The organism is Nonomuraea sp. NPDC050536 (assembly GCF_044457685.1).
Lineage (GTDB): Bacteria > Actinomycetota > Actinomycetes > Streptosporangiales > Streptosporangiaceae > Nonomuraea.
The window spans coordinates 31,886-53,072 of the sequence record NZ_JBITHD010000035.1; the positions used below are offsets into that span (position 1 = coordinate 31,886).

Consider the following 21,187-nt stretch of genomic DNA (forward strand, 5'->3'; position numbering starts at 1 on the left):
CACGAAGGAGAGGCCGGCCATGACCGAGGCCGAGCAGGAGAAGGCTCCTGACCTGGGTGCGCTCGAGCAGGAGGGCGAGATCGCGGCCGACTACGTCGAGGGCTTGCTGGACATCGCCGACATCGACGGCGACATCGACATGGACGTCGAGGGCGACCGCGCGCTCGTCTCCGTCGTCGGCGTCAAGGGCACCGATCTGGTGGGGCGCGAGGGCGAGATCCTCGAGGCACTCCAGGAGCTCACCCGGCTGGCTGTGCACCGGCAGACGGGGGAGCGGTCGCGGCTGATGCTCGACGTCTCCGGCTACCGGGAGAGGCGGCGGGCGGATCTGACCAAGCTCGGCACGCAGATCGCCTCCCAGGTGAAGGAGCAGGGGGAGCCGCAGTCGCTCGACCCGATGACGCCGTTCGAGCGCAAGATCGTCCACGATGCGGTGGCGGCGGCCGGGCTCCGTAGCGAGTCCGAGGGCGAGGAGCCCAACCGTTACGTCGTCATCCTTCCGGCCTGACGCGTTCGCTTCTGATCGGCCGTCGGCCCAGGGGTTCCTGGGCCGGCGGCCGTTGGTTTGTCCGGCTTCCTCCCGGTACGGCGAGCTTTGCGTCCGGCGCGCGCTATGTGTCGCGTACGGCAGGCCCTGGCTTCGAGGGTACGGCGCGCCCAGCCCCTGCCCTCTGCTCCCTGCCGATTCAGGGTCCTACGTCCGCTGCGTGCGCCACGGCCGCGTCCCTGGTTCTTCCGCCCTCGCGCGCCAGCCGTAGTTTCCGTTCGGCTCGCCGTACTGGCTGCCCTTGACTGTGCCGTCGATGTGTCAGGCGGGGGCGAGCATCTATACCCTTGCGAGAGGGCGAATGCCGCCGAACCGGACCTCAGAAAGGGCCAGCAACCAGTGAGCGATGAGCTACTTCCGCCGCCGGACATCGCGCGGGAGGTCTTCGTCGGCGAAGCCTGGGAACGGGCCAACGCTTTCGCCGAACTGCTGGCGGGTCCGGGCGTCGTGCGAGGACTGCTGGGGCCTCGCGAGGTGCCGCGCATCTGGGACCGGCACCTGCTCAACTGCGCCGTGGTCGAGGAGGCGATCTCCGAGGGCGTCCGCCTGGTCGACATCGGCTCCGGCGCCGGGCTGCCCGGCCTCGTGCTGGCCATCGTGCGTCCCGATCTGTCCGTGACGCTGCTCGAGCCCTTGCTCCGCCGTACGGTGTTCCTCCAGGAGTGCGTCGACACGCTCAAGCTCGACAACGTGGAAGTGCTGCGCGGGCGGGCGGAGGAGCTGGTGGGCAAGCGCGAGTTCGACGTCGCATGCGCCCGGGCGGTCGCGCCGCTTGACCGGCTGCTGAAGTGGGCGATGCCGCTGCTGGGCGAAGGCGGCGAGCTCATTGCCATGAAGGGAGAGCGCGCGGCGGGCGAGCTTGCCGAGGCGGAGGCTCAGTTGAAGAGCAGCGGAGTCCGATCCGCTGAGCTTGTGACCGTCGGGCGCGGTAAGGTCGAGCCGCCTGCGACATTGGTCCGGGTGGTGGCGGGTCGCGCGCCGGAGCGTGGGAGGCGGCGACGAAGGAGGTGACGGTCGTGCCAGTCGCATCGTGCGGGCTCGGCTGGCCGGACAGCCCTCCATCCGAGAGTCCAACCGGGGTTGGATGGCCCGAAATGGGCGTGTCGCGAGAGCGAATTCCCGGCACCAGCATGCCTCTGGTTGAAAGGATGGCAATCGTGACCCAGACCCCCCTGAACCCCGGTGATTCGCCGTTGGTACGAGAGGCGCTTAGCTCAGTGGTTTCACGTGAAACATCCGCGACCCAGACGGCCCCCATGCCTGGCGAGGCCATTGACTCAGGTGTCCAGACCGGGGGTTCTTCCGGCGGACCCTGGCCGCATCCGGGTAGAACCCGTGTGATCGCCGTGGCCAACCAGAAGGGGGGCGTCGGCAAGACCACCACGTCGGTCAACATCGCCGCGGCCCTGTCGATGAACGGCCAGCGCGTGCTCGTGGTGGACCTGGACCCGCAGGGGAATGCCTCGACGGCCTTGGCGACCGAGCACCGCGGTGACATTCCAGATGTGTACCAGGTGCTCGTGGACGATCTTCCGATGGCGGACATCGTCAAGGAGGTACCGGACATGCCGGGCCTCTACTGTGCGCCCGCCACGATCGACCTCGCCGGCGCCGAGATTGAGCTCGTGTCGCTGGTGGCCAGGGAGGCGCGCCTGCGTCGTGCTCTCACGGCCTACGGCGCGGTGGATCTGGACTTCATCATCATTGACTGCCCGCCCTCGCTCGGCCTGCTGACGGTCAACGCGCTCGTCGCGGCGGACGAGGTCATGATCCCCATCCAGTGCGAGTACTACGCGCTTGAGGGGCTCGGGCAGCTGCTGCGCAATGTGGACCTCATCAAGGCTCACCTCAATCCGACGCTGAGCCTGTCGACGATCGTCCTGACGATGTACGACGGGCGGACGCGGCTCGCCTCTCAGGTCGCCGACGAAGTCCGGGCCCACTTCGGTGACACGGTCCTCAACACGGTGATCCCGCGCAGCGTCCGCCTCTCGGAGGCGCCCAGCTACGGTCAGTCGGTCATGACGTACGACCCCGGCTCCAGCGGCGCCATGGCCTACCTCGACGCCGCCCGCGAAATCGCCTTCCGCTCCACCCCCGCCTAACTCCCCTCCCCCCCAACCACGTCTCAGCGCGTGCTCTCGCCCAACCCATCCCGGACAGCACTACGACCTGCCACCGCGTCGCCACACGTGCTGCCCTAGTGCGTGCCGCCCCGTGCATGTCGCGTCGTGCGTGCCACCCCCGCCTAGCTGCCCTCCGCCCCACCCCCCAACCCGACGCGCGGCCCGGCCCCCACACACCCCAGTCCGAAGTTTCAGCCCTCGGTGTCCCCATCCCCGCTTCAGCGCGCTCCGCTTCAGCGCGCTCCGCTTCAGCGCGCTCCGCTTCCCATCCAGTCCTCAGCACTGCTCCTCCCACTCACATTCAGCGCACTCCGACTAGTTGCAGCTCACCCCCTGACTCCCGTCTACGTTCCACCGCGCCCTCTCAGCGCAGCGCTATCTCCCGCTCACGCTTCAGTACGCCCACATCTCATCGCGTGCTGTCGCCCAACCCACCCCCCGACGGCACTACGACCTGCCACCAGCGCCACAGGTGCGTGCTGCCCAGCGCGAGCCGCCCCGGCGTGCCTCGCTCCGGCGCGAGCCGCCCGGGTGCGTCCCCGCGCCGTGGGTCCAGCGCCGTGGGTCCCGAGCCGTGCGTGTCGTCCCCTGCGTGTCGCCGGTGAGTCTCGCCCGGTGCGTGTCGCCCGGTGCGTCTCGCACCGTGCGTGCTGTCCCGTGCGTGTCCGACCCTCCTGTCATCCGCGCTTGCATCCCCGCCCTCTCCCTCCTGCCTCCATCTGCCACACGCTCTCTTTCCGTCTCGCTGAGGTCCTCCCTTCCGCTTCACGCCTCACCGCATTCATCGCGACCAGGTCACCTCGTCGTGCCAGTACGGCCTAGCGGGCCGGAGCGCATCGGAGCGCACACGCACGGAGGCGTGGCCCTTGTCGGCCGCAGACGGCACGTGGCCCGGCAGATGGGCGGCGGCCAGCGAGTATCGCTCTTGGCCATCACCGCGGCGAGTCGCGTCGCTCTCTCGGAGACGTTCGCGGGGTTTCCGGAGCGCCCGACGGGAGCGGTGGAGCTCCGGGAGCGCCCGGACGGGAGCGGGGAGCAGAGCTTCGGGAGCGCCTGATGGGAGCGGGGCGGTGGAGCTCCGGAGCGCACGATGAGAGCCGGAAGGCGGGGCTCCGGGAGCGCCCCGATGGGAGCAGGGAGGGGGAGCTTCGGGAGCGCTCGACAGGAGCGCGGAGGCGGGACCCCATGAGCGCCTCACAGGAGCATGAAGTGGAGTGCCCAACGGGGATCGGGAGGCGGAGCTTGGGAGCGCTCGACAGGAGCGCGGAGGCGGGGCTTCGGGAGCGCCTGACAGGAGCATGAAGTGGAGTGCCCACCGGGACCGAGAGGCGGAGAGCTTCGGAGTGACCACCGGGGATCGGGAGGCGGGGCTTGGGAGCGCACGATGAGGATCGGGGAGGGGGAGTCTGGGGTCGGGAGGGGTGGGTTCTGTGGACAGCCGGAGGGCGGGTGGGTAAATCCGGTGGAACCGGGTGTGGTGAGGGGGCACCGGGTTGGGCTGGCGACGGTAACCTCTCCAAGAGTGACCGGAATCGGCCGGGTGGATGAGGAGACGCAGTGAGTCAGCAGCGGCGGGGATTGGGCAAGGGTCTCGGGGCGCTCATCCCGACCGGTCCTATCGTTGACGGCACCGGGACTGTCGCCCCCACGAACGGTTCGGCGGCCGACAGCGGTCCGAAGCCGATCGCCGGGGCGTACTTCAAGGAAGTCAGCCTCACCGCCATCGTCCCCAACCCACGCCAGCCGCGTGAGGTGTTCGACGAGGAGCGTCTCCAGGAGCTGGCCGCCTCCATCAAAGAGGTCGGGCTGCTCCAGCCGATCGTGGTGCGCCCGGTGGGAGGGGGCCAGTACGAGCTGATCATGGGGGAGCGCCGGTGGCGCGCCTGCCAGCTCGCGGGGCTCGAGCAGGTCCCCGCGATCGTCCGCAACACGCAGGACGACGCGCTTCTCCTGGACGCCCTCATCGAGAACCTCCAGCGCGAGCAGCTGAACGCCCTGGAAGAGGCGGCCGCCTACCAACAGTTGCTGGACGACTTCCAAGCCACGCATGAGCAGCTGGCTCAGAAGGTCGGACGGTCACGCTCGCACATCACCAACACGCTCCGCCTCCTCAACCTCCCGCCCGAGGTCCAGCTCCGCGTCGCCGCCGGCACGATCAGCGCGGGTCACGCGCGTGCCCTGCTCGGCCTGGAGAGTCCGGTAGAGCAGGTCCAGCTCGCCAAGCGCATCGTGGCGGAGCTCCTCTCGGTTCGGGCCGTGGAGGAGATCGTCTCCATGGGCAGCGCCAAGGCCGCCAAGAACGCGCCCCGCGAGCGCCAGGCCAACCGGCCTACCGCGCCCGGCCTCACCCACCTCGCCGACCGCCTCTCGGACCACTTCGAGACCAAGGTGAAGGTGGACCTGGGCCGCCGGAAGGGCCGCATCGTCGTCGAGTTCGCCACGATCGACGACCTTGAGCGCATCATCGGCACCATGGCCCCCGAAGCCGCCCGCGCCCTCCGCAACCTCGACGAGTAGCCGCCCCTCCGCGAGGTCCACGTCCATCGGCGCCAGATCGCCGCAGGCCCCTCGGTATCGGATCACCACAGATCCCTTGCGCGCGGGATCACCGCAAGCTCGCTGGACACTGGGCCGCCGCAAGCTCGCTGGACACCGGACCGCTGCAAGCTGTGTGAGTGCCGGCCCATCGCACCCCAATGGCAGTTCGCCGCGACCCCTCGAGGTGGGTCGCCGCGACCCCTGAGGGCGGTCATCCTCGCTGCCTCGTGGTAGTCCCGCTCCGCTCTCGGTGGTCCGCCCGTTGATCCTCGGGCGCCGGATCACCACAAGTCCCCGGGATGCCGTGGGAGCAGGCGCCCCTGGGGCCGGATTGCGTCCCACTACGTGTCGCGGGGGCAATGGTCGATAGATTCCGTCGACCTAGGCAGAGCTCCTCGGACGCGGTTCCGAACCCTTCGCGCCCGAGCGATCGATCCCACGATTCCCGGGATCCGTCCTGCGGGGCGCGTGGCGAGCTCCCGACCCCACGATTCCTGGGGGTCCGTGCTGCGGGGCGCGATGGTGAACTCCCGACCCCACGATTCCTGGCGGTCCGTCCTGCCGGCCGCGTGGTGAGCTCCCCGCCCGACGGGGTTCCCGGCGTTCGGCCTGCGGGGCGCGGAGTGAGCTCTTGATCCCAGGAGTAAGGCGTTTCACGTGAAACATGGCCGAGGTCGGCTGCTCTTGCGGGTTTGCGGTTTCACGTGAAACGCCGCCTCCCTGTGCGTCAGGCCGTCTCTGATTGCTTGGGGCACGTAGGGGGCAGCAAGAGGCGTCGTAGGTTTCACGTGAAACCCGCGACGACTCCTTGCTCGTGGTTTCACGTGAAACCGTCATGGGACTCCGGCGGTGGGCCAAGAGGCCGGGTGCTGGGCAACGAGCGATCCAGTACGCGGCATGTTTCACGTGAAACCGGAGACTCCTCGAAGGGGCCGGAGAATCCATGATTGGTGCGCGCTATGCGGGGATCGCCTTGCGGATGTCGTCCAGGAAGTCGTCGACGTGTTGCTCGGTGGTGTCGAAGGCGGTCATCCATCGGACGACGCCTGTCGCCTCGTCCCAGTAGTGGAACAGGTAGCGCTCCAGGAGGGCCGCGCCGGCGTCGTGGGGGATGGCGGCGAAGACCGCGTTCGACTGGACCGGGAAAGCAATCGAGACGCCGGGGACGTCGGCGAGCCCGTCCGCGAGACGCTTGGCCATGGCGTTGGCGTGTTCGGCGTTCTGGCGCCAGAGCTCGTCTGCGAGGAGTGCCGAGAGCTGAGCCGAGATGAAGCGCATCTTGGAGGCGAGCTGTAGCGACTGGCGCCTCAGGAACGGGACCGCGTGCGCGAGGGACGCGTCGAGGACGACGACGGCCTCGGCGGCCAGGGCGCCGTTCTTGGTGCCGCCGAAGCTGAAGACGTCGACGCCCGCGTCCGTGGTGATGGCGCTCAGGTCGCAGTCGAGGTACGCGCCGGCGTTGGCCAGCCGGGCGCCATCCACGTGGAGCCGTAGTCCCGATGCGTGCGCCGTCTCTGCGAGGGCGGCAATCTCGGCGGGGGAATAGCAGGTGCCAAGCTCGGTCACCTGGGAGATGGAGACGACGGTCGGCTGCGATTCGTGGGGGTTGCCGATGCCGCCGAGGCGGCTCGTGATGTCGTCCGGGCGGAGCTTGCCGTCCTCGGTGGGGACGGTGATGAGCTTCACGCCCAGCAGCCGCTCGGCGGCGCCCGCCTCGTGCGTGGCGATGTGCGCGCTGTCGGCGCAGATGATGCCGTCGTAGCGGCCGAGCATCAGGGCCAGCCCGACCATGTTGGCGCCGGCACCATTCAGCACCGGGAAGCCTTCAGCGCCGGAGCCGAACACGTCCTTCACTCGTCCCTGGAACGCGGCCGTCCAGCGATCGTCGCCGTACGCGGGCGCGTCGCCTTCGTTCGCGGCGGCCATGGCTTCGAGGATCGTGGGGTGGACGCCGGCATGGTTGTCACTGGCGAAGCTCTTGGGGTAGGTCGAATCGATCAGCACACAGCCAGGCTACTTTCACCCCCACCGCCCCCAGAAGGGCGCTACGCCCGCGCTCGGGTCCCGCGCGGCCGGGCCGTACTTCGATGTCGTGGGTCATTCGCCCGACACAGCGCCACGTCTCGCTGGGGGCGACTTGAGGGCTCGCCCCATCGCTGGCGCTCGACGTGATCGCGCTCTCCTTGGTGCGGTGGTAGCGAAGAAAGAACCGCCTGATCCATCAATCGACGAGTCCCCTCTACCGACGCGGGTTGAGTGCCGCACCCGAGATGCTGCGGGGACGTCACTCATGAGCGAGAGTCGAGACGTGCCGCGGGGCGAGTGATGGCCGTGCCGTAGGACGAGTGTGCGGGCCTGCCGCGAGTCGAGCGGGTGTGGCGTGTCGTGGGGGCGTGCCGTGAGTGAGCGTTGCGCGTGTCACGGCGCGATGGGATGCCGCATGTCACGGCGCACGGGGGATGCGGTGTGCCCTAGGGCGGGCCCGGGCGGAGCCGTGGTCCGCTGGGAGTGGTGGGGTAGGCGGGGGCGAGAGGTGGCGCCGACGGCGAGTGCGTGATGGCGCGTGGATCGGGAGGAGTGGCGCGCAGGATTCGGGTGTGGGTTGCGATTGCGTGGGGGCGCGCGTGGTGTGGGAATGGGTGCGCGGGTTTGAAAGGCGAACGGTGGTGAGGGAGGAGATCCGCGTGGATCAGACGCGTCCGCGTGGGTGAGGAGGCGTGGTGGCGTCGCCTCGTGGGTGGCGAACGGCGTGGCGTGCGGGGTGTGGCGGTGGTGAGGGGGCGCGGCCGGCCGTAGGGGTGGGAGCGGGTTAGGGGCGGGCGCGGTGGGCGGCGGATTGGAGGAGGGTGCGGCAGAGGTCGCCCAGATCTCTTCCGGCGGCTTCGACGGCCATGGGGAGGAGGGAGGTTTCCGTCATGCCGGGGGCGACGTTGACCTCCAGGAAGTGGGGCTGGCCGTCGGCGTCGACGATGAGGTCCGTGCGGGAGATGTCGCGGAGGCCGAGTGCCGTGTGGGCCGTTACTGCGGCCTCGGCGCAGGCGGCTGCGGCTTCGTCGGAAAGGCGGGCGGGGGCGAAGAACTCCGTGTGACCGGCGGTGTAGCGGGCGGCGTAGTCGTAGACGCCTTCGTCGGGGACGATTTCCACAGCCGGGAGAGCGATCGGACCCTCGCCCAGATCGACGACGGAGACGGCGACCTCGACGCCGTCGATGTAGCGCTCGATGAGGGCCGTGTCGCCATAGGCGAAGCAGCCCACCATCGCGGCTGGGAGCTCCTCGGCGGTGCGGACGATCGAGGCGCCCAGCGCCGAACCGCCGCGGGCAGGCTTGACGAAGAGTGGCAGGCCGAGCTGGTCGACGATCCTGGCCAGCACCATCGACGCCCCCAGATCGTGGAACGTCTCCTTGGGCAGCGTGATCGACTCCGGTGTGCGCAGGCCCACGGACCGGATGACCGCCTTGGCCGTCGGCTTGTCGAACGCAACGCGGCAGGCGTCGGGGTCGGCGCCCACGTACGGCACGTTGAGAAGCTCGAGCACCGACCGGATCGCGCCGTCCTCGCCCGCCCCGCCGTGCAGCGTGACGAACACCGCGTCCGGCGGGTCGGCCAGGATCGAGGGCACGAGCGACGCGTCCGTGTCGCGGGCCTCGACGTCGATGCCGGACGCCCGCAGCACCTCGCTGACTCGGCGACCGGAGCGCAGCGACACCTCCCGCTCGTAGGAGAGACCGCCGGCCAGCACCAGCACGTGGCCCAGATCGCTCATCACATCTCCTCCGCTGATCGCCCGCTGTCCAAAGGTACCGGCGTCAGACCCCCATGATGTACGGCCGGCCCCCTGCACACTCCACGATTCCCCCAACCCCCTCCCAGACCACCGCGACCCGAGGTAGAGGGCGGCAGGCGCGGGCGGCGTGTACGGCGACGCGGGGATCCACCGTGCGGAGTGAGTCGCGATTGGTGAGGACGGGGCGGCAAGCACGGTGGCCGAGAAAGCCGGGCGCCGAGGGTGGTCAGCGAGCCGACGCGCATGTGAACGGCGAGCAGGGCGCCCCTGGGAGAGCCTGCGCGCACGTGAAAGGCGAGCAAGGCGCCCCTTGGGAGCCCGCGGCCCCGGGAAGGTAGCAGGTCTCGCCTGAGAGGGACCGTGGGGGCGCACGGGACGGATGCCGGGCGGCGGGATTGGGGAGCGGAGTTGCCTGGAACCGGGTAGGTGCAGGGAAAACCGGGTGGGGAAGGAGCCCGCCCCGGAAGGAGCGTGCCTCGGAAGGAGCATGCGCCGGAAGGAGCGTGCTGGGGGGAGGAGGGGTACGGCTGGTTGGGGTGGGAGCCGTACCCCTGGAGACAGGAGCGTCAGGCCAGGTCGGGGCCGGGGGTGTCGACGCCGGGGTGGCCGGGGGCGGGGTTGGTGCCGAAGGTGTCGCGGAGGCGGAGCTCCTGCTCGATGACTCCGGCGAGCCGACGGACGCCTTCGCGGATGCGGTCCGGCTGCGGATAGCAGAACGACAGGCGCATCTGCCGTGAGCCGCTGCCGTCCGAGAAGAACCCGGTGCCGGGTACGAAGGCGACCCGCTCCGCGACGGCGCGAGGCAGGAGAGCCTTGGAGTCCAGGCCTTCCGGCAGCGTGGCCCAGACGAAGAACCCGCCGGCCGGCTTGGTCCACGTGACGCCAGGAGGCATCAGCGCGCCCAGGGCGTCGAGCAGCGCGTCACGCCGCTCCCGGTAGAGCTCCCTGAAGGTCTTGATCTGCTCCCGCCACGGCTGTGTGGCCAGGTACTGCCCGACGGCCAGCTGCGTGAACGACGAGTGCGACAGCACGGCCGACTCCATGGCCAGCACGAGCTTGTCGCGGATGGCGTGCGGCGCCAGGGCCCACCCGACGCGGAACCCGGGGGCGAGCGTCTTCGAGAACGACCCCAGGTACACCACTCCGTCGGGGTTGTCGGCCCGCAGCGCCCGCATGGGCTCGCCGTCGAAGCCGAGCAGGCCGTACGGGTTGTCCTCGACGATCAGGATCCCGGCCCGGTGGCAGATGTCGAGCACCTGCTGCCGCCGAGCGACGTTCATCGTGACGCCGCCGGGGTTGTGGTAGGTCGGAATCGTGTAGAGGAACTTGATCCGCGTGCCCGTGACCTGCAGCGCGTGGATGGTCTGGGCGAGCGATTCGGGGACGATGCCCTGATCGTCCATGGCGATATGCACCACGCGAGCCTGATATGCCGCAAATGTCCCCAGGGCCCCCACGTAGGAGGGACCCTCGGCCAGAACCACGTCACCCGGGTCGATGAAGATCCGGGTGATCAGGTCGAGCGCCTGTTGGGAGCCCACGGTGACGACCACGTCGTCCGCTCCGGCCTCGATCCCCTCCAGCCGCATGACCTCGCAGATCTGCTCGCGCAGGTGCGGATCGCCCTGGCCGGAGCCGTACTGGAGGGCGACGGGGCCACGCCTGGTGACCAGGTCGGAGACCAGTTCGCCGACCATGTCGAGGGGGAGGGCCGTGACGTACGGCATGCCGCCGGCGAGCGAGACCACCTCGGGTCTCGATGCGACGGCGAAAAGAGCTCGGATCTCGGAGGCGACCATCCCGGTAGCTCGTGCGGCGTACCGATCGACGTAGGCATCGATGCGCGACCCTTGGGTCGCGGGTGTCCGACCGTGATCCTGCTCTTCTGTCACGGTCCACCTCCTAGGTGTCAATTTGACCTGAGAAACCAGAGTACGTGACGGGCCACGGGTGGCGTGCACCCGCTCCCCTCGCCGTCACTGGGCTACGATGCCAGCATCGGACGCGGTTTTCGCGCGCTTTTCCGTGCATAGATTGGGGCCGTAGTTGTCGCGTCGGCTGGTCAACATCACCCTGGATAATCTGGACGATCTGCCGCGTCGCTGCCGGCGGTGCGTGTTCTGGGAGCTCGACCCGGTCAGCGGCGAACGCGCGGTGGAGTCCGGCGATCCTGCGCTGGAGAAGGAGGCGTGGATCTCCGCCACGCTTCTCGAGTGGGGTAGTTGCGGCAAAATTGCCTATGTCGATGGAGTGCCTGCCGGTTTCGTCCTCTATAGCCCGCCTTTGTACAGCCCGCGCTCGGTGGCCTTTCCGACCTCGCCCGTCAGCGCGGACGCGGTGCTGCTGATGACGGCCCACATCGTGCCCGAATTCTCCGGCGGTGGGTTGGGGCGCATGCTCATCCAGGGCGTCGCAAAAGATCTCACCCGCCGCGGCGTCAAGGCCATCGAGGCGTTCGGCGATCTGAAGTGGGAGGAGCCGAGCTGCGTGGTGCCCGCCGACTACCTGCTTTCGGTGGGCTTCAAGACGGTACGCCCGCATCTGCGCTTCCCGCGCCTCCGGCTGGAACTCAAGACGGCCGTGTCGTGGCGCGAGGACGTCGAGGTCGCCCTGGAACGCCTCCTCGGCTCCATGACCCCAGAACGCGCCCTCCGCCCCGTCTGAGCCACTTCAGGGGCTTTTCGGGTCGCATCGCTTCCAGGCTCTTGTGCGGGTGGCTTCCAGGGTTCTTGTGCGGGTCGCCTTCAGGGGCCTGACCGGTCGCTTCCAGGGCTCTGTGCGGGTGGCTTCCAGGGCTCTGTGCGGGGCGCTTCCTGGGGCCTGACGGGTCGCTTTTAGGGCTCTTGTACGGCAGGCCGCCGCTACCGGCCGCCCACCGCCGTGTGCTGAGGACCCGCGACCGGCGCTTCCGGCGAGTCGGTGCCGCTTACCCACCGTCACGGCGCCAGGGATCCACGTTCCTCGGTCCCGCTTCCCGCCGTACAGGGCGCCGACTTTCGCCGTACCCCTTCCCGCCGACCCGGCGCCTGGAAAAGCCCGCCGCGGCGCGCCGGGGAAGAACCTGCTGGGGCGCGCCGGGAAGGACCTGCTGGGGCGCGCCGGGGAAAGCTTGGTCGGAACGTGGCAAGGGACCCGCTTCCCGGGGGAAGTGGATCCCTTGCGCCGTGATGGCGAGTGGGTGTCCCCGACTCGCCAGAAGCGCCGCTCGCGGGCCCTCAGCCGAAGTGCGGAGGGCGGTCGGTGGCGGCGGCTTCGCCGTACGAGCGAGAAGAGAGAGTTAGATGATCCCCTCGAGGTCGCGGAGCAGGAGCGCCTTCGGCTTGGCGCCGATGATCTGCTTGACGACCTCGCCGTCCTTGTAGACGTTCATCGTCGGGATCTGCAGCACCCCGTAGTCGCGCGGCACCTGCGGGTTCTCGTCGATGTTCAGCTTGACGATCTCCAGCTTGTCACCGTGCTCCCTGGCGATCTCCTCCAGGATGGGCGAAACCTGACGGCACGGCCCGCACCACTCCGCCCAGAAGTCGACCAGGACGGGCTTGTCGCTCTTGAGGACCTCGGCCTCGAAGGTGGCGTCGGTAACTGCCTTCACGGTGCGCTCCCTACTTCTCGTTGGTGGCCAGCCAGCGCTCGGAGTCGAGCGAGGCCGAACAGCCGGTGCCGGCCGCGGTGATGGCCTGGCGGTAGATGTGGTCGACCACGTCGCCGGCGGCGAACACGCCGTCGATGTTGGTCTCGGTCGTGGGGGCGGCCACCTTGATGTAGCCGTTCTCGTCGAGGTCGATCTGGCCCTTGACCAGGTCAGTGCGCGGGTCGTGGCCGATGGCCAGGAACAGCGCGTCGGTGGCCAGCTCGGTCTCCTCGCCGGTCTTGACGTTGCGCAGCTTCACGGCCTCGACCTTGGTGTCGCCGAGCACGTCGACGACCTCGGTGTCCCAGACGAAGCGGATCTTGTCGTTGGCGAACGCCCGGTCCTGCATGATCTTGCTGGCGCGCAGCTCGCCGCGACGGTGGACGACGGTGACCATCCGGCCGAAGCGGGTCAGGAACGTGGCCTCCTCCATCGCGGTGTCACCACCACCGACGACCACGATGTCCTTGTTGCGGAAGAAGAAACCGTCACAGGTGGCACACCAGGACACGCCGCGGCCGGACAGGCGCTTCTCGTTCTCCAGGCCGAGCTCGCGGTAGCCGGAGCCCATGGACAAGATGACCGACTTGGCGTAGTAGGTGTCGGTGTAGGTCTTGACCACCTTGGGGTTGGCCTCGAGGTCCACCTCGATCACGTCGTCGGCGACCAGTTCGGCGCCGAAGCGCTCGGCCTGCTTGCGCAGGTTGTCCATCAGGTCGGGGCCCATGATGCCGTCGGGGAACCCGGGGAAGTTCTCCACGTCGGTGGTGTTCATGAGCGCGCCGCCCGCGGTGACGGAGCCCTCGAAGACCAGCGGCTTGAGTTCGGCGCGTGCGGAGTAGACGGCCGCGGTGTATCCAGCCGGGCCGGACCCGATGATGATCACGTTACGAACGTCGCTCAACGCTCTCACGCCTTCCTCGTCTGCTGTTGCTGCTGGCCTCAACAGATCCTAGGCCGCCGGCATTCCCACCCCCTACCCACAACGCAGAAGAGCCCACCGAAGTGGGCTCTTGCGCGTGGCTTGAGTGGATTACCAGTGTCCGAGGAGCGCCTTGCGCAGCGGCTTGCAGTTGTACGGGTCGACGATGTCGACGCGGACCCGCTTGGCCGCCTTGTCCTTCCATGAGGTGATGACGAACGCGTCCTGGCCGTTGTACTGGCCCTGGTCGACGGCGAAGGCCTTGAGGTTGCTCCGGTCGTCGATCCGGTTGACGCACTTGGCGACCTTGTCGGCGTCGGCCGAGGCTCCTCCGACGATGGGCGCCGGTGCCAGGAAGCCCTCCAATGGCTGGCGCAGCTCGCTGTCGCTGTAGTTGTGGCCGCTGTCGGTCAGCGTGAACCGCTTGGCCTTGGTGTGGTCCTTGGGCGGGGACGCGGGCTGCGCAGCCACCTGTGGCCCGCCCGGGTTGCTCCCGCCTCCTGAGGCGAGCAGTCCGGTCGAGACCGCCGCCGTGCCGACCACCGCCACCGCGGCCGCTGCCGCCACCGCGGGCATCGCCCAGCGGCGTCGCCGCGAACTCCGGCTTCTGGCCGGGACCACCGTGCCGTCGTTGTTGACCACCCCGAGCCGTACCGGCTCCTCGACTGGAGTGCTCTCCCATGGCGCGTCGCGCATGAGATCGTCCCAGTCGGGTGCTGTTACGAGGCCGACCCCCCCGCGCGCGGCTCCTGCCTCGGCGGCCAGCGCCTTGTCGATGCGCAGCGCCACCCCCATCGGCATGGCCGGCGTAGGAGTCGCCGCGAGCACCTCGCGAACCGCCGCCAGGTCTGCCAGGAGCTCCCCACAGGGGTCGCATACCGCGAGATGCTCGCGGACCTGGCGGGCCGTACCGGCGTCCAGGAGCCCCTCGGCCAACTCGGCCAGGATCTCCAGATCGTAGTGCGTATCACCCGTCACGAAGTTCTGCTCCCTTCGCGGATGAGACGCGAGTGAGGTCAGATCGGTTCCGCAGATGCGAAAGAATTGGGGCAAGTTTCGCGCGGCCTCGTGCGCACCGGCTCTTCACGGTGCCGCTGGGCACTTCAAGCACCTGAGCTGCGTCTTCGACGGAATAGCCCATCATGTCGACGAGGACGAGCGCGGCTCGCTGGTCCGCGGGCAGCATTTTCAGTGCGGCCGAAACCTCCATCGAGACCTCGCGCTCGACGGTCTGATCTGGCATCGGGGTGTCGCGCTCGGCGGCTTCGATGAGCTCGTCGTCGGCCACCGGCCGGACGGATTTCCTGCGCATCCGGTCGAGGCACGCGTTGACGACGATGCGGTGGAGCCAGGTGGTGACCGCGGCCTCACCGCGGAAGGTGCTCGCCTTCCGATAGGCGGACACGAAGGCATCCTGTACGGCATCTGCCGCCTCGTCGGGGTCGCCGAGCGTCCGCAGGGCGACCGCCCACATGCGGTCCCGGTGCCTCTTGACTATCTCGCTGAACGCGTGTGGATCCCCGTTGATGTGCGCGGACAGCAGCTCGGCGTCGGTGACCGCCGGCCGATCCGCGCTGGAAGGTGTGTCAGGTGGGGAGTTCACAAGAGGGATTCCTGATTATGCCGATCCTGGAGAATGCACCACTACTTCATAGATGGTGCCATGAAACTTGCCTGCATCCGCCGGAAGACGCGTAAACCAGATCAAAACGTACTGACCGCTTGCGGGTTGGCTCGGGGTCAGGGTGATCTTCCCTGAGGCGTCCTTGTTCGTGGCGACCGTCTTGAGCGCGTTGAGCTCCGGCCTGTCGCCGACCTTGAGCTCCACCGCACCGCCCGACGCCCCGCCCAGCGTCGCCACGACATCGCTGACCTGCACGGACTTGCCCATGTCGAGCAGCAGCCCGACACCCGGCTTGAGGTTGCCGAGCTCGGCGCTGTTGTAGGCGTCGGTCTTCCAGAACGTGCTGGGCTTGCCGTCGATCGTCAGGTCCGCGATCTCGGACTTCTCGTCGCCGTCGCCGAGCGGGTCGAACCCGCTGGCCTTGGCCGGTTTGACGACCTGCGGCGGCGCCGAGACCGAGGTGGAGGTGCTCGGCGACTGCTGGGCCGAGGGCGTGCCCGGGCTGCCCAGGCTGCGGCCGACGGTCCAGGCGCCGACGCCGACGGCGGCGATGACCAGCAGCACCACGATGGTCATGAGCACCCGGCTGACGACGCTGGAGGAGCGGCGCGGCGGGGGCGGCAGCGGGACGCGCGCCGGACGCTCACGCGTCTCCAGCCCCTCGGAGCGCGAGGCAGCGGTGACAGCCGGCGGCGTGGTGTAGGAGATCGGGATCGGCATCGGCCTGGCCACACCGGCCAGCGACTCGGCGACCTCGGCCGGGCTTGCCAGCACGCTCTGCCCCTTGCGCGACTCGGGCAGGGCGGCCCTGACCGTGACGATGTCGAGGTAGCTGGGCACGCCCGCGGTCACCTGCCGCGGCGTGCAGAAGTGGCCGTCGTTCATGGGGGCGGCGGGCAGGCCGCCCTCCTCCTCGTCACCCGGCCAGTGCCCGGTCAGCCCGGCGTACAGCAGGCGGCCCAGGCCCTCGGCGTCGTCCAGCGCGGGCTGGTCGGTGGTGAGCCCGGACAGGGCGGCGTCGACCGCCACGCCCAGCACCTTGACCGTGTTGCCCGTCGTCCACACCAGGTGGGAGGGACGCAGGCACAGGTGGTACAGGTCGGCCTCGTGGGCGTGCGTCAGGGCCTCGGCCGCCTCGGCCACCAGCCCGGCCGCCCGCTCCGGCTCCAGCGGGCCGGCGGCCAGCAGGTCGGACAGGGTCTCGCCGGTGACCCACTCGCTGACCACGTAGGAGTAATCGTCGTCCTCGGCCGCGTCGAACACCTGGGTCAACCGGGGATCGGTGAGCCGGCTCGCGGCCCTGGCCGCGGTGACGACCTCGTGGACGCGGGGGAAGTCGGGGGCGAAGGTGAGCACGGCGACCGGGCGCGCCAGGATCTCGTCGATGGCCTTCCACAACGTGGCCCCGTCGGACTCGCTCACGCGGTCCTCGAGCCGGAAGCGCTCGGCGAGGCGGGTGCCGGGCTCCACCGCAGACGTGCTCACAGGTTCACTCCGCTCATGGCTGTACCGCCCGCGTGGAGGTGTCCCACGTAGGCACGCTATGCCGGGTGGATCCGCCCACGCCCCTCCTGCTTCCATTCGCGCGTGTCGGGCACCATGGTAGTGGCGCTTCGATCGCGTCCGCGTTCTTTACCGGCCTACCCGTCCAGCGACCATCCCAACGATCGAACTGACTTCCGGGATGCGCATCCTGTGTGCCACCGCCAGGTAGACCAGCCCGCCGACCCCGCCCCCGACGGCCAGGATGATCAGCGAGTTGACGAAGTTGAGCCCGCCGAACATCTGCTGGACCAGCCAGACCGAACCCAGCGCCAGGACGGCCGTGGGCAGCGCCGCCATGTACATCCTGGTCATCGCCGCGCCGATCTGCCAACCGCCCAGGCCCTGGACGCGCCTGGAGGCCAGGATCCAGGCGCCCAACGCGCCCACGGCGTAGGAGATCGCGTAGGCGAGGGCGAGTCCCATGACGGCATACTCCGGGGAGAGCACGGCGTTGAAGGCCAGCATGAGCACGGCGTTGACCGCGACCGTGCCCGCGCCGACGAACACCGGGGTGCGGGTGTCGCCGAAGCTGTAGAACACCCGCAGTAGCAGCTGGAAGATCGCGAACGGCACCAGCGCGAGCCCGTAGACCTGCAGCACATTGCCGATGTAGACGGCGTCCGCGGTCGGCGTCGCCCCGTGCGCGTAGATCGGGACCGTGATGGCGGGACCGAGCACCATGATCATCAGGGAGACGGGCACCATGACCGAGCTGATCAGCCGCACGCTGGAGCCGAACTCCGCCCGCACGTCGTCGTAGCGGAGCTCGCCCACCGCCCGGCTCATCCGCGGCAGCATGGCCGTGATCACCGACACCCCGATGACGCCGTAGGGCAGCTGGAACAGTTGGAAGGCGTAGGTGTAGGGCGAGATGCCGTGCCCGGGCACCGCGTCGCCGGCGGCGCTGGACAGGTTCGTGGTCAGCATGAAGCCCAGCTGGGTGATCACCGTGTAGCCGATGGTCCAGGCGCCGGCCTTGCCGATCTCGCCGAGCCGGGCGTTGCGCACGTCGAAGCGCGGCATGAAGGAGAATCCGACCCGCTTGAGCGCCACGATCAGGATGATCGCCTGCGCCACGATGCCCGCCGTGGTGCCCAGGCCGATCAGCGCCAGGTCGCCGTTGGAGATCTGGTCGACGTCGGTGCGGGACGAGGCGGGCGTGGTCAGCAGGAAGACCATCAGCACACCGATGACCACGATGTTGTTGAGCACCGGCGCCCACATGGGGGCGGCGAAGCGGTCACGGGTGTTGAGGATCGCGCCCGCCACGGCGCCGATGCCGAAGAAGGCCAGCTGCGGCAGGATGAACTGCGCCAGCCGTACCGCGACCTGGAACTTGTGGCTGTCGGCGTTCCAGTTGGTGGTGTAGAGGTCGATCAGCACGGGAGCGGCGAGCACGGCCAGGACCGCGACGATGGCGAGCGCCACCGTGGCCAGCGTCATCAGGCGTTGCTCGTAGGCGCGCCCGCCGTCGGGGTCGTGCTGCTGGGCCTTGACGATCATCGGCACCACGACGCTGCTCAGCACGCCGAGCAGCAGCAGGTCGAGGATGCTGTAGGGGATGGCGTAGGCGGCGTTGTAGGCGTCGCCCATGGTGGCGGTGCCGATCGCGGCGGCCAGGACCATCGTCCTGACGAAGCCGGTGACCCGGGAGACCATCGTGCCGGCGGCCATGACGGCGCTGGCACGTAGCAGGCGACTCATACCGACTCACTCTCTCGCGTCTGGGGGGCGCGCGGGGGCTTCTTGAGCGACCTGCGCCGGAGGATCCGTGTCACCACGGCGGCCAGCATGACCGCCAGCGCGGCGCCCACGATGACCAGCGCGATGCCGGTGTAGCCGGTGGTGCGGATGGTCAGCTTGACCGGCTTGCCGTACGGCTGGTGGTCGGAGGTGCGCAGCTGGACCATGACCGTGGCGTCGCCGCTCGACTTGGCCGTCATCGTCACCTGCACGCCGCCGCTCTGCCCCGGCAGGATCGTCAGGGGCTCCAGCTGCTTGAAGTCGACGGCCAGCATGTCGCGGTCGTTGGACTTCACCTCGATGAAGAGGGAGATCTTCTGGGTGCCGGAGTTACGGACGCTGATGGGCACCTGGCCATCGCTGCCCGCCAGCGAGCGGGGCCGATCGGCGCCGGTGATCTGGATGCGGCCCAGCGTGTCCGTGACCGTGGCCTGGACCTGCTTGGTCACGGCGCGTCCCGCCCTGGTGGTGTTGCGCCAGGCCGAGGAGGCGGCGCGCAGCACCGCCGCGTCGAACGCCGAGTCGCCCTTGGTCACGGTGATCTGCGAGGTGAGTGCCGCGTCGGCGGCAAGTTCCTTGATCGGGGTGAGGTACTTGGATCCGAGCTCGTCCTTGCGGTTCTGCTCGGTGTAGGTCAGCCCGGCCCGCGGCACCTGCGTCTTGCCCGGCTTGATCGAGGCGAGCGGGGTGAGCTGCAGCCACGGCAGCTTGTCCGCGGTCTTGAGCAGGGTTTTGACCAGAGTGGGGTTCGGATTCCAGCGGCGCGAGGGCGCCACGACGATCGAACGGGGCGTGGTCTGGCCGGGCTCGCCGGCGATCATCGCGGTCTCGGCGATGAAGCGCAGCTTGTTGAGCGTGGTGGAGGCCTGGCCGCCCGGTTCGAACTCGAACGTGTGGCCCAGGTCTGGATCGGCGAGCAGCGCGGTGACCGGCCCGCCGACGGTGTCGAGCGTGGCGGCGGCGTCGGGGGTGGAGGTGACCTGCTGCTGGGTGGGCACGTTGGCGGAGTTGAGCAGCACGCTCTTGACGCCGCCGACCGACAGCAGGTCCAGCGCGTCGGCGTCGAGGGCGCCGTCGACCGGCCAGTTCATCGCGGTCTGGATGTCGTCGCGCTTGAACAGCTGCCTGGCCTTCTGACCGCCGAGCGTGAGCGCCTTGCCCGTCTGCGTGTCAAGCCCCTGGTGGGCCAGCGCCGCCACGTCGGGATCCGCGTACGGCAGGGCCGCGATCGGCGACTTGGCCAGCTCGGCGCGCATCGTGTCGAGCCACAGCTTGGCTTCCTGGCTGGCGGGCTTGGACTGGTCGCCCTTCTTGGTCATCCTGACCGTGTAGGGGGAGCTCATCTGGTTGAGATCGTCGAGCAGGCCGGGATCGACGAACCAGGTGACGCTCTTGGGCGCCGTCTTGGCGATCTTGGCGAGGTTGGTGAGCGTGCCCTTCTGGCCGAGCGCGGTGACCAGTTTGTCGTCGACGAAGTGGGCGTCGTCGGAGCGGTGCGGCTGGTCGATCACCGGCAGCGCGACGGCCAGCCTGGCCTTCTGCTGCTTCTGTCCGGGCGTGGTGGGGGTGTAGGTGATGACCGAGCGCTGCTCGGCGATCACCTGGTATCCGAACTGCACCACTTCGACGGACACGGGATAGACGCCGTACTGCCGCAGCCCGAGCTGGACGGGGGTCCGGGTGATCTCCCACGAAAGCGATCCGTTGGCGGCCACCGCCTGGTTGGACAGCTGGGAGGTCGACGACGGGGTCAACTGCGGCGTCGTCGATCCCGCCAGGAAGGCCCGCATCAAGGCCCGATCGGTGAACCTCTGCGAGTTGTAACGCAGCCGGATCGTCAGCCCGGAAAGCGCGGTGGAGGTCGTGTTGGACACCGTGCCCGAGAACTTGATCTCGGTGTTCAGGTCCGTGGTGTAGTCGGGCGTCACCGAGCCCAGGGTCAGCTCGACGGACTGCTTCCCGGCAGCCGCACTCGGCGCGGCCGCCACCATGGGGGCGAGCAACGCGGCGGAAAGGGAGGCGATCAGCGCGGCCTTACGGATCACGCGTCCACCCCTGCTGGAGTACGGCGCACGCCCGCAATGGTACGGGCTCAGTGTCGCGACGCGACCGCCTGACGTGATCCTCTGGGGTGCGGAACGCGTAGGTCGACCGGCTTTCCGGACAGGAGAGTCAGCAGGTCAAGAGCGCGAAGTGTGAGGGCGGTGTGACGTTCACCGGTGGCGGTGAAGATCGGTTCTGTGTCGGGCCTCAGCCGGTCGTCGATCAGCACGGGCAGCGACCGTGGTAGCAGCAGTGGGCATACCAGTCCGGCGGCGTAGTCGGTGGCGGAGTTGACCAGGAAGGCGGCGGCGGGCCGTACCTTGCGGACACCGAGCAGCCCGCCGACCACGCCGGGCTTCGGCGGGGCCGCGACGGTGGAGACGATGGCGACCGCCTCGCGGCCCAACCGGGTGGTGACCTCGAACACCGTGACCGCCACGCAGCGCTCGGGGGCCGTGGAGACCGCCTCGGGCAGTTCTTCCACGCATGTCATGGGGCGCGGAAGGCGTACGATCTCATGATGGACCTGGTGTGCAAGGAGCCAGCGGTGGATCGCGAGGGCGTCCTTCATGTATACGCTCCTTGCCTCGTTCCATGGCCCCCGACGGTCCTTTGACCGAAAGGTAACCCGGACCCCATGTGGCTCGGGGGATATGTTCCGGAATGCGAGAAGGACCTACC

The 21,187-nt window shown here is 69.1% G+C and carries 16 protein-coding genes; 5 read left to right on the forward strand and 11 right to left on the reverse strand.

Going from position 1 to position 21,187, the window contains the following annotated elements:
• Positions 1 to 19: 19 nt before the first annotated feature.
• The 4 genes from ACIBHX_RS49655 (at position 20) to ACIBHX_RS49670 (ending at position 5,190) form a co-directional block, all read left to right on the forward strand.
• Entirely contained in the window at positions 20 to 508 is a 489-nt protein-coding gene (locus tag ACIBHX_RS49655) for a protein jag (protein WP_397075690.1), read from the forward strand.
• Between the two features lie 378 nt (positions 509 to 886).
• Positions 887 to 1,558 (forward strand): 16S rRNA (guanine(527)-N(7))-methyltransferase RsmG, encoded by a 672-nt coding sequence (rsmG, locus tag ACIBHX_RS49660; protein WP_397075692.1) that lies wholly within the window; start codon positions 887 to 889, stop codon positions 1,556 to 1,558.
• Positions 1,559 to 1,803: 245 nt separating this feature from the next.
• Positions 1,804 to 2,652: a ParA family protein gene (locus ACIBHX_RS49665; RefSeq protein WP_397075756.1), complete on the forward strand. Its 849-nt coding sequence runs from the start codon at positions 1,804 to 1,806 to the stop codon at positions 2,650 to 2,652.
• A 1,578-nt stretch (positions 2,653 to 4,230) separates the two neighbouring features.
• Positions 4,231 to 5,190, forward strand: coding sequence for a ParB/RepB/Spo0J family partition protein (locus tag ACIBHX_RS49670; protein ID WP_397075694.1), 960 nt, complete (start codon positions 4,231 to 4,233; stop codon positions 5,188 to 5,190).
• 978 nt (positions 5,191 to 6,168) lie between these two features.
• On the opposite strand, the gene ACIBHX_RS49675 is transcribed toward ACIBHX_RS49670, so the two are convergent.
• The 3 genes from ACIBHX_RS49675 to ACIBHX_RS49685 form a co-directional block, all read right to left on the reverse strand.
• Positions 6,169 to 7,215 carry a threonine aldolase family protein gene (locus tag ACIBHX_RS49675; RefSeq protein ID WP_397075695.1) on the reverse strand — a complete coding sequence of 349 codons (1,047 nt, stop codon included), beginning with the start codon at positions 7,213 to 7,215 and terminating at the stop codon, positions 6,169 to 6,171.
• 805 nt (positions 7,216 to 8,020) lie between these two features.
• Positions 8,021 to 8,977: a D-alanine--D-alanine ligase gene (locus ACIBHX_RS49680; protein ID WP_397075697.1), complete on the reverse strand. Its 957-nt coding sequence runs from the start codon at positions 8,975 to 8,977 to the stop codon at positions 8,021 to 8,023.
• A gap of 587 nt (positions 8,978 to 9,564) precedes the next feature.
• A complete protein-coding gene (locus tag ACIBHX_RS49685; protein ID WP_397075758.1) occupies positions 9,565 to 10,797 on the reverse strand; it encodes a PLP-dependent aminotransferase family protein in 1,233 nt (410 codons plus the stop codon).
• 247 nt (positions 10,798 to 11,044) lie between these two features.
• Between ACIBHX_RS49685 and ACIBHX_RS49690 the strand changes: the two genes are divergently transcribed.
• A complete protein-coding gene (locus tag ACIBHX_RS49690; RefSeq protein WP_214319085.1) occupies positions 11,045 to 11,662 on the forward strand; it encodes a GNAT family N-acetyltransferase in 618 nt (205 codons plus the stop codon).
• Positions 11,663 to 12,275: 613 nt separating this feature from the next.
• Here ACIBHX_RS49690 and trxA read toward each other — a convergent pair.
• The 8 genes from trxA to ACIBHX_RS49730 form a co-directional block, all read right to left on the reverse strand.
• Entirely contained in the window at positions 12,276 to 12,590 is a 315-nt protein-coding gene (trxA, locus tag ACIBHX_RS49695; protein ID WP_397075699.1) for a thioredoxin, read from the reverse strand.
• Positions 12,591 to 12,600: 10 nt separating this feature from the next.
• Positions 12,601 to 13,533, reverse strand: coding sequence for a thioredoxin-disulfide reductase (gene trxB / locus ACIBHX_RS49700; protein WP_397075701.1), 933 nt, complete (start codon positions 13,531 to 13,533; stop codon positions 12,601 to 12,603).
• 129 nt (positions 13,534 to 13,662) lie between these two features.
• Complete coding sequence (locus ACIBHX_RS49705; protein ID WP_397075702.1) at positions 13,663 to 14,529, reverse strand: anti-sigma factor family protein; 867 nt, start codon at positions 14,527 to 14,529, stop codon at positions 13,663 to 13,665.
• Entirely contained in the window at positions 14,519 to 15,154 is a 636-nt protein-coding gene (gene sigM, locus ACIBHX_RS49710) for an RNA polymerase sigma factor SigM (RefSeq protein ID WP_397075704.1), read from the reverse strand. The genes ACIBHX_RS49705 and sigM overlap by 11 nt, the downstream gene beginning before the upstream one ends.
• A gap of 15 nt (positions 15,155 to 15,169) precedes the next feature.
• The gene (locus tag ACIBHX_RS49715) at positions 15,170 to 16,660 is read right to left on the reverse strand and encodes a protein kinase family protein (RefSeq protein ID WP_397075706.1); all 1,491 of its coding nucleotides are present in this window, start codon (positions 16,658 to 16,660) and stop codon (positions 15,170 to 15,172) included.
• Between the two features lie 147 nt (positions 16,661 to 16,807).
• On the reverse strand, positions 16,808 to 18,424 hold the full coding sequence (gene murJ, locus ACIBHX_RS49720) for a murein biosynthesis integral membrane protein MurJ (protein WP_397075708.1): 1,617 nt from the start codon (positions 18,422 to 18,424) through the stop codon (positions 16,808 to 16,810).
• Positions 18,421 to 20,508, reverse strand: coding sequence for a DUF6049 family protein (locus tag ACIBHX_RS49725; RefSeq protein WP_397075710.1), 2,088 nt, complete (start codon positions 20,506 to 20,508; stop codon positions 18,421 to 18,423). Before ACIBHX_RS49725 ends, murJ begins: the two co-directional genes overlap by 4 nt.
• Before the next feature lie 47 nt (positions 20,509 to 20,555).
• Positions 20,556 to 20,999: a YbaK/EbsC family protein gene (locus ACIBHX_RS49730; RefSeq protein ID WP_397075760.1), complete on the reverse strand. Its 444-nt coding sequence runs from the start codon at positions 20,997 to 20,999 to the stop codon at positions 20,556 to 20,558.
• Between the last annotated feature and the right edge of the window lie 188 nt (positions 21,000 to 21,187).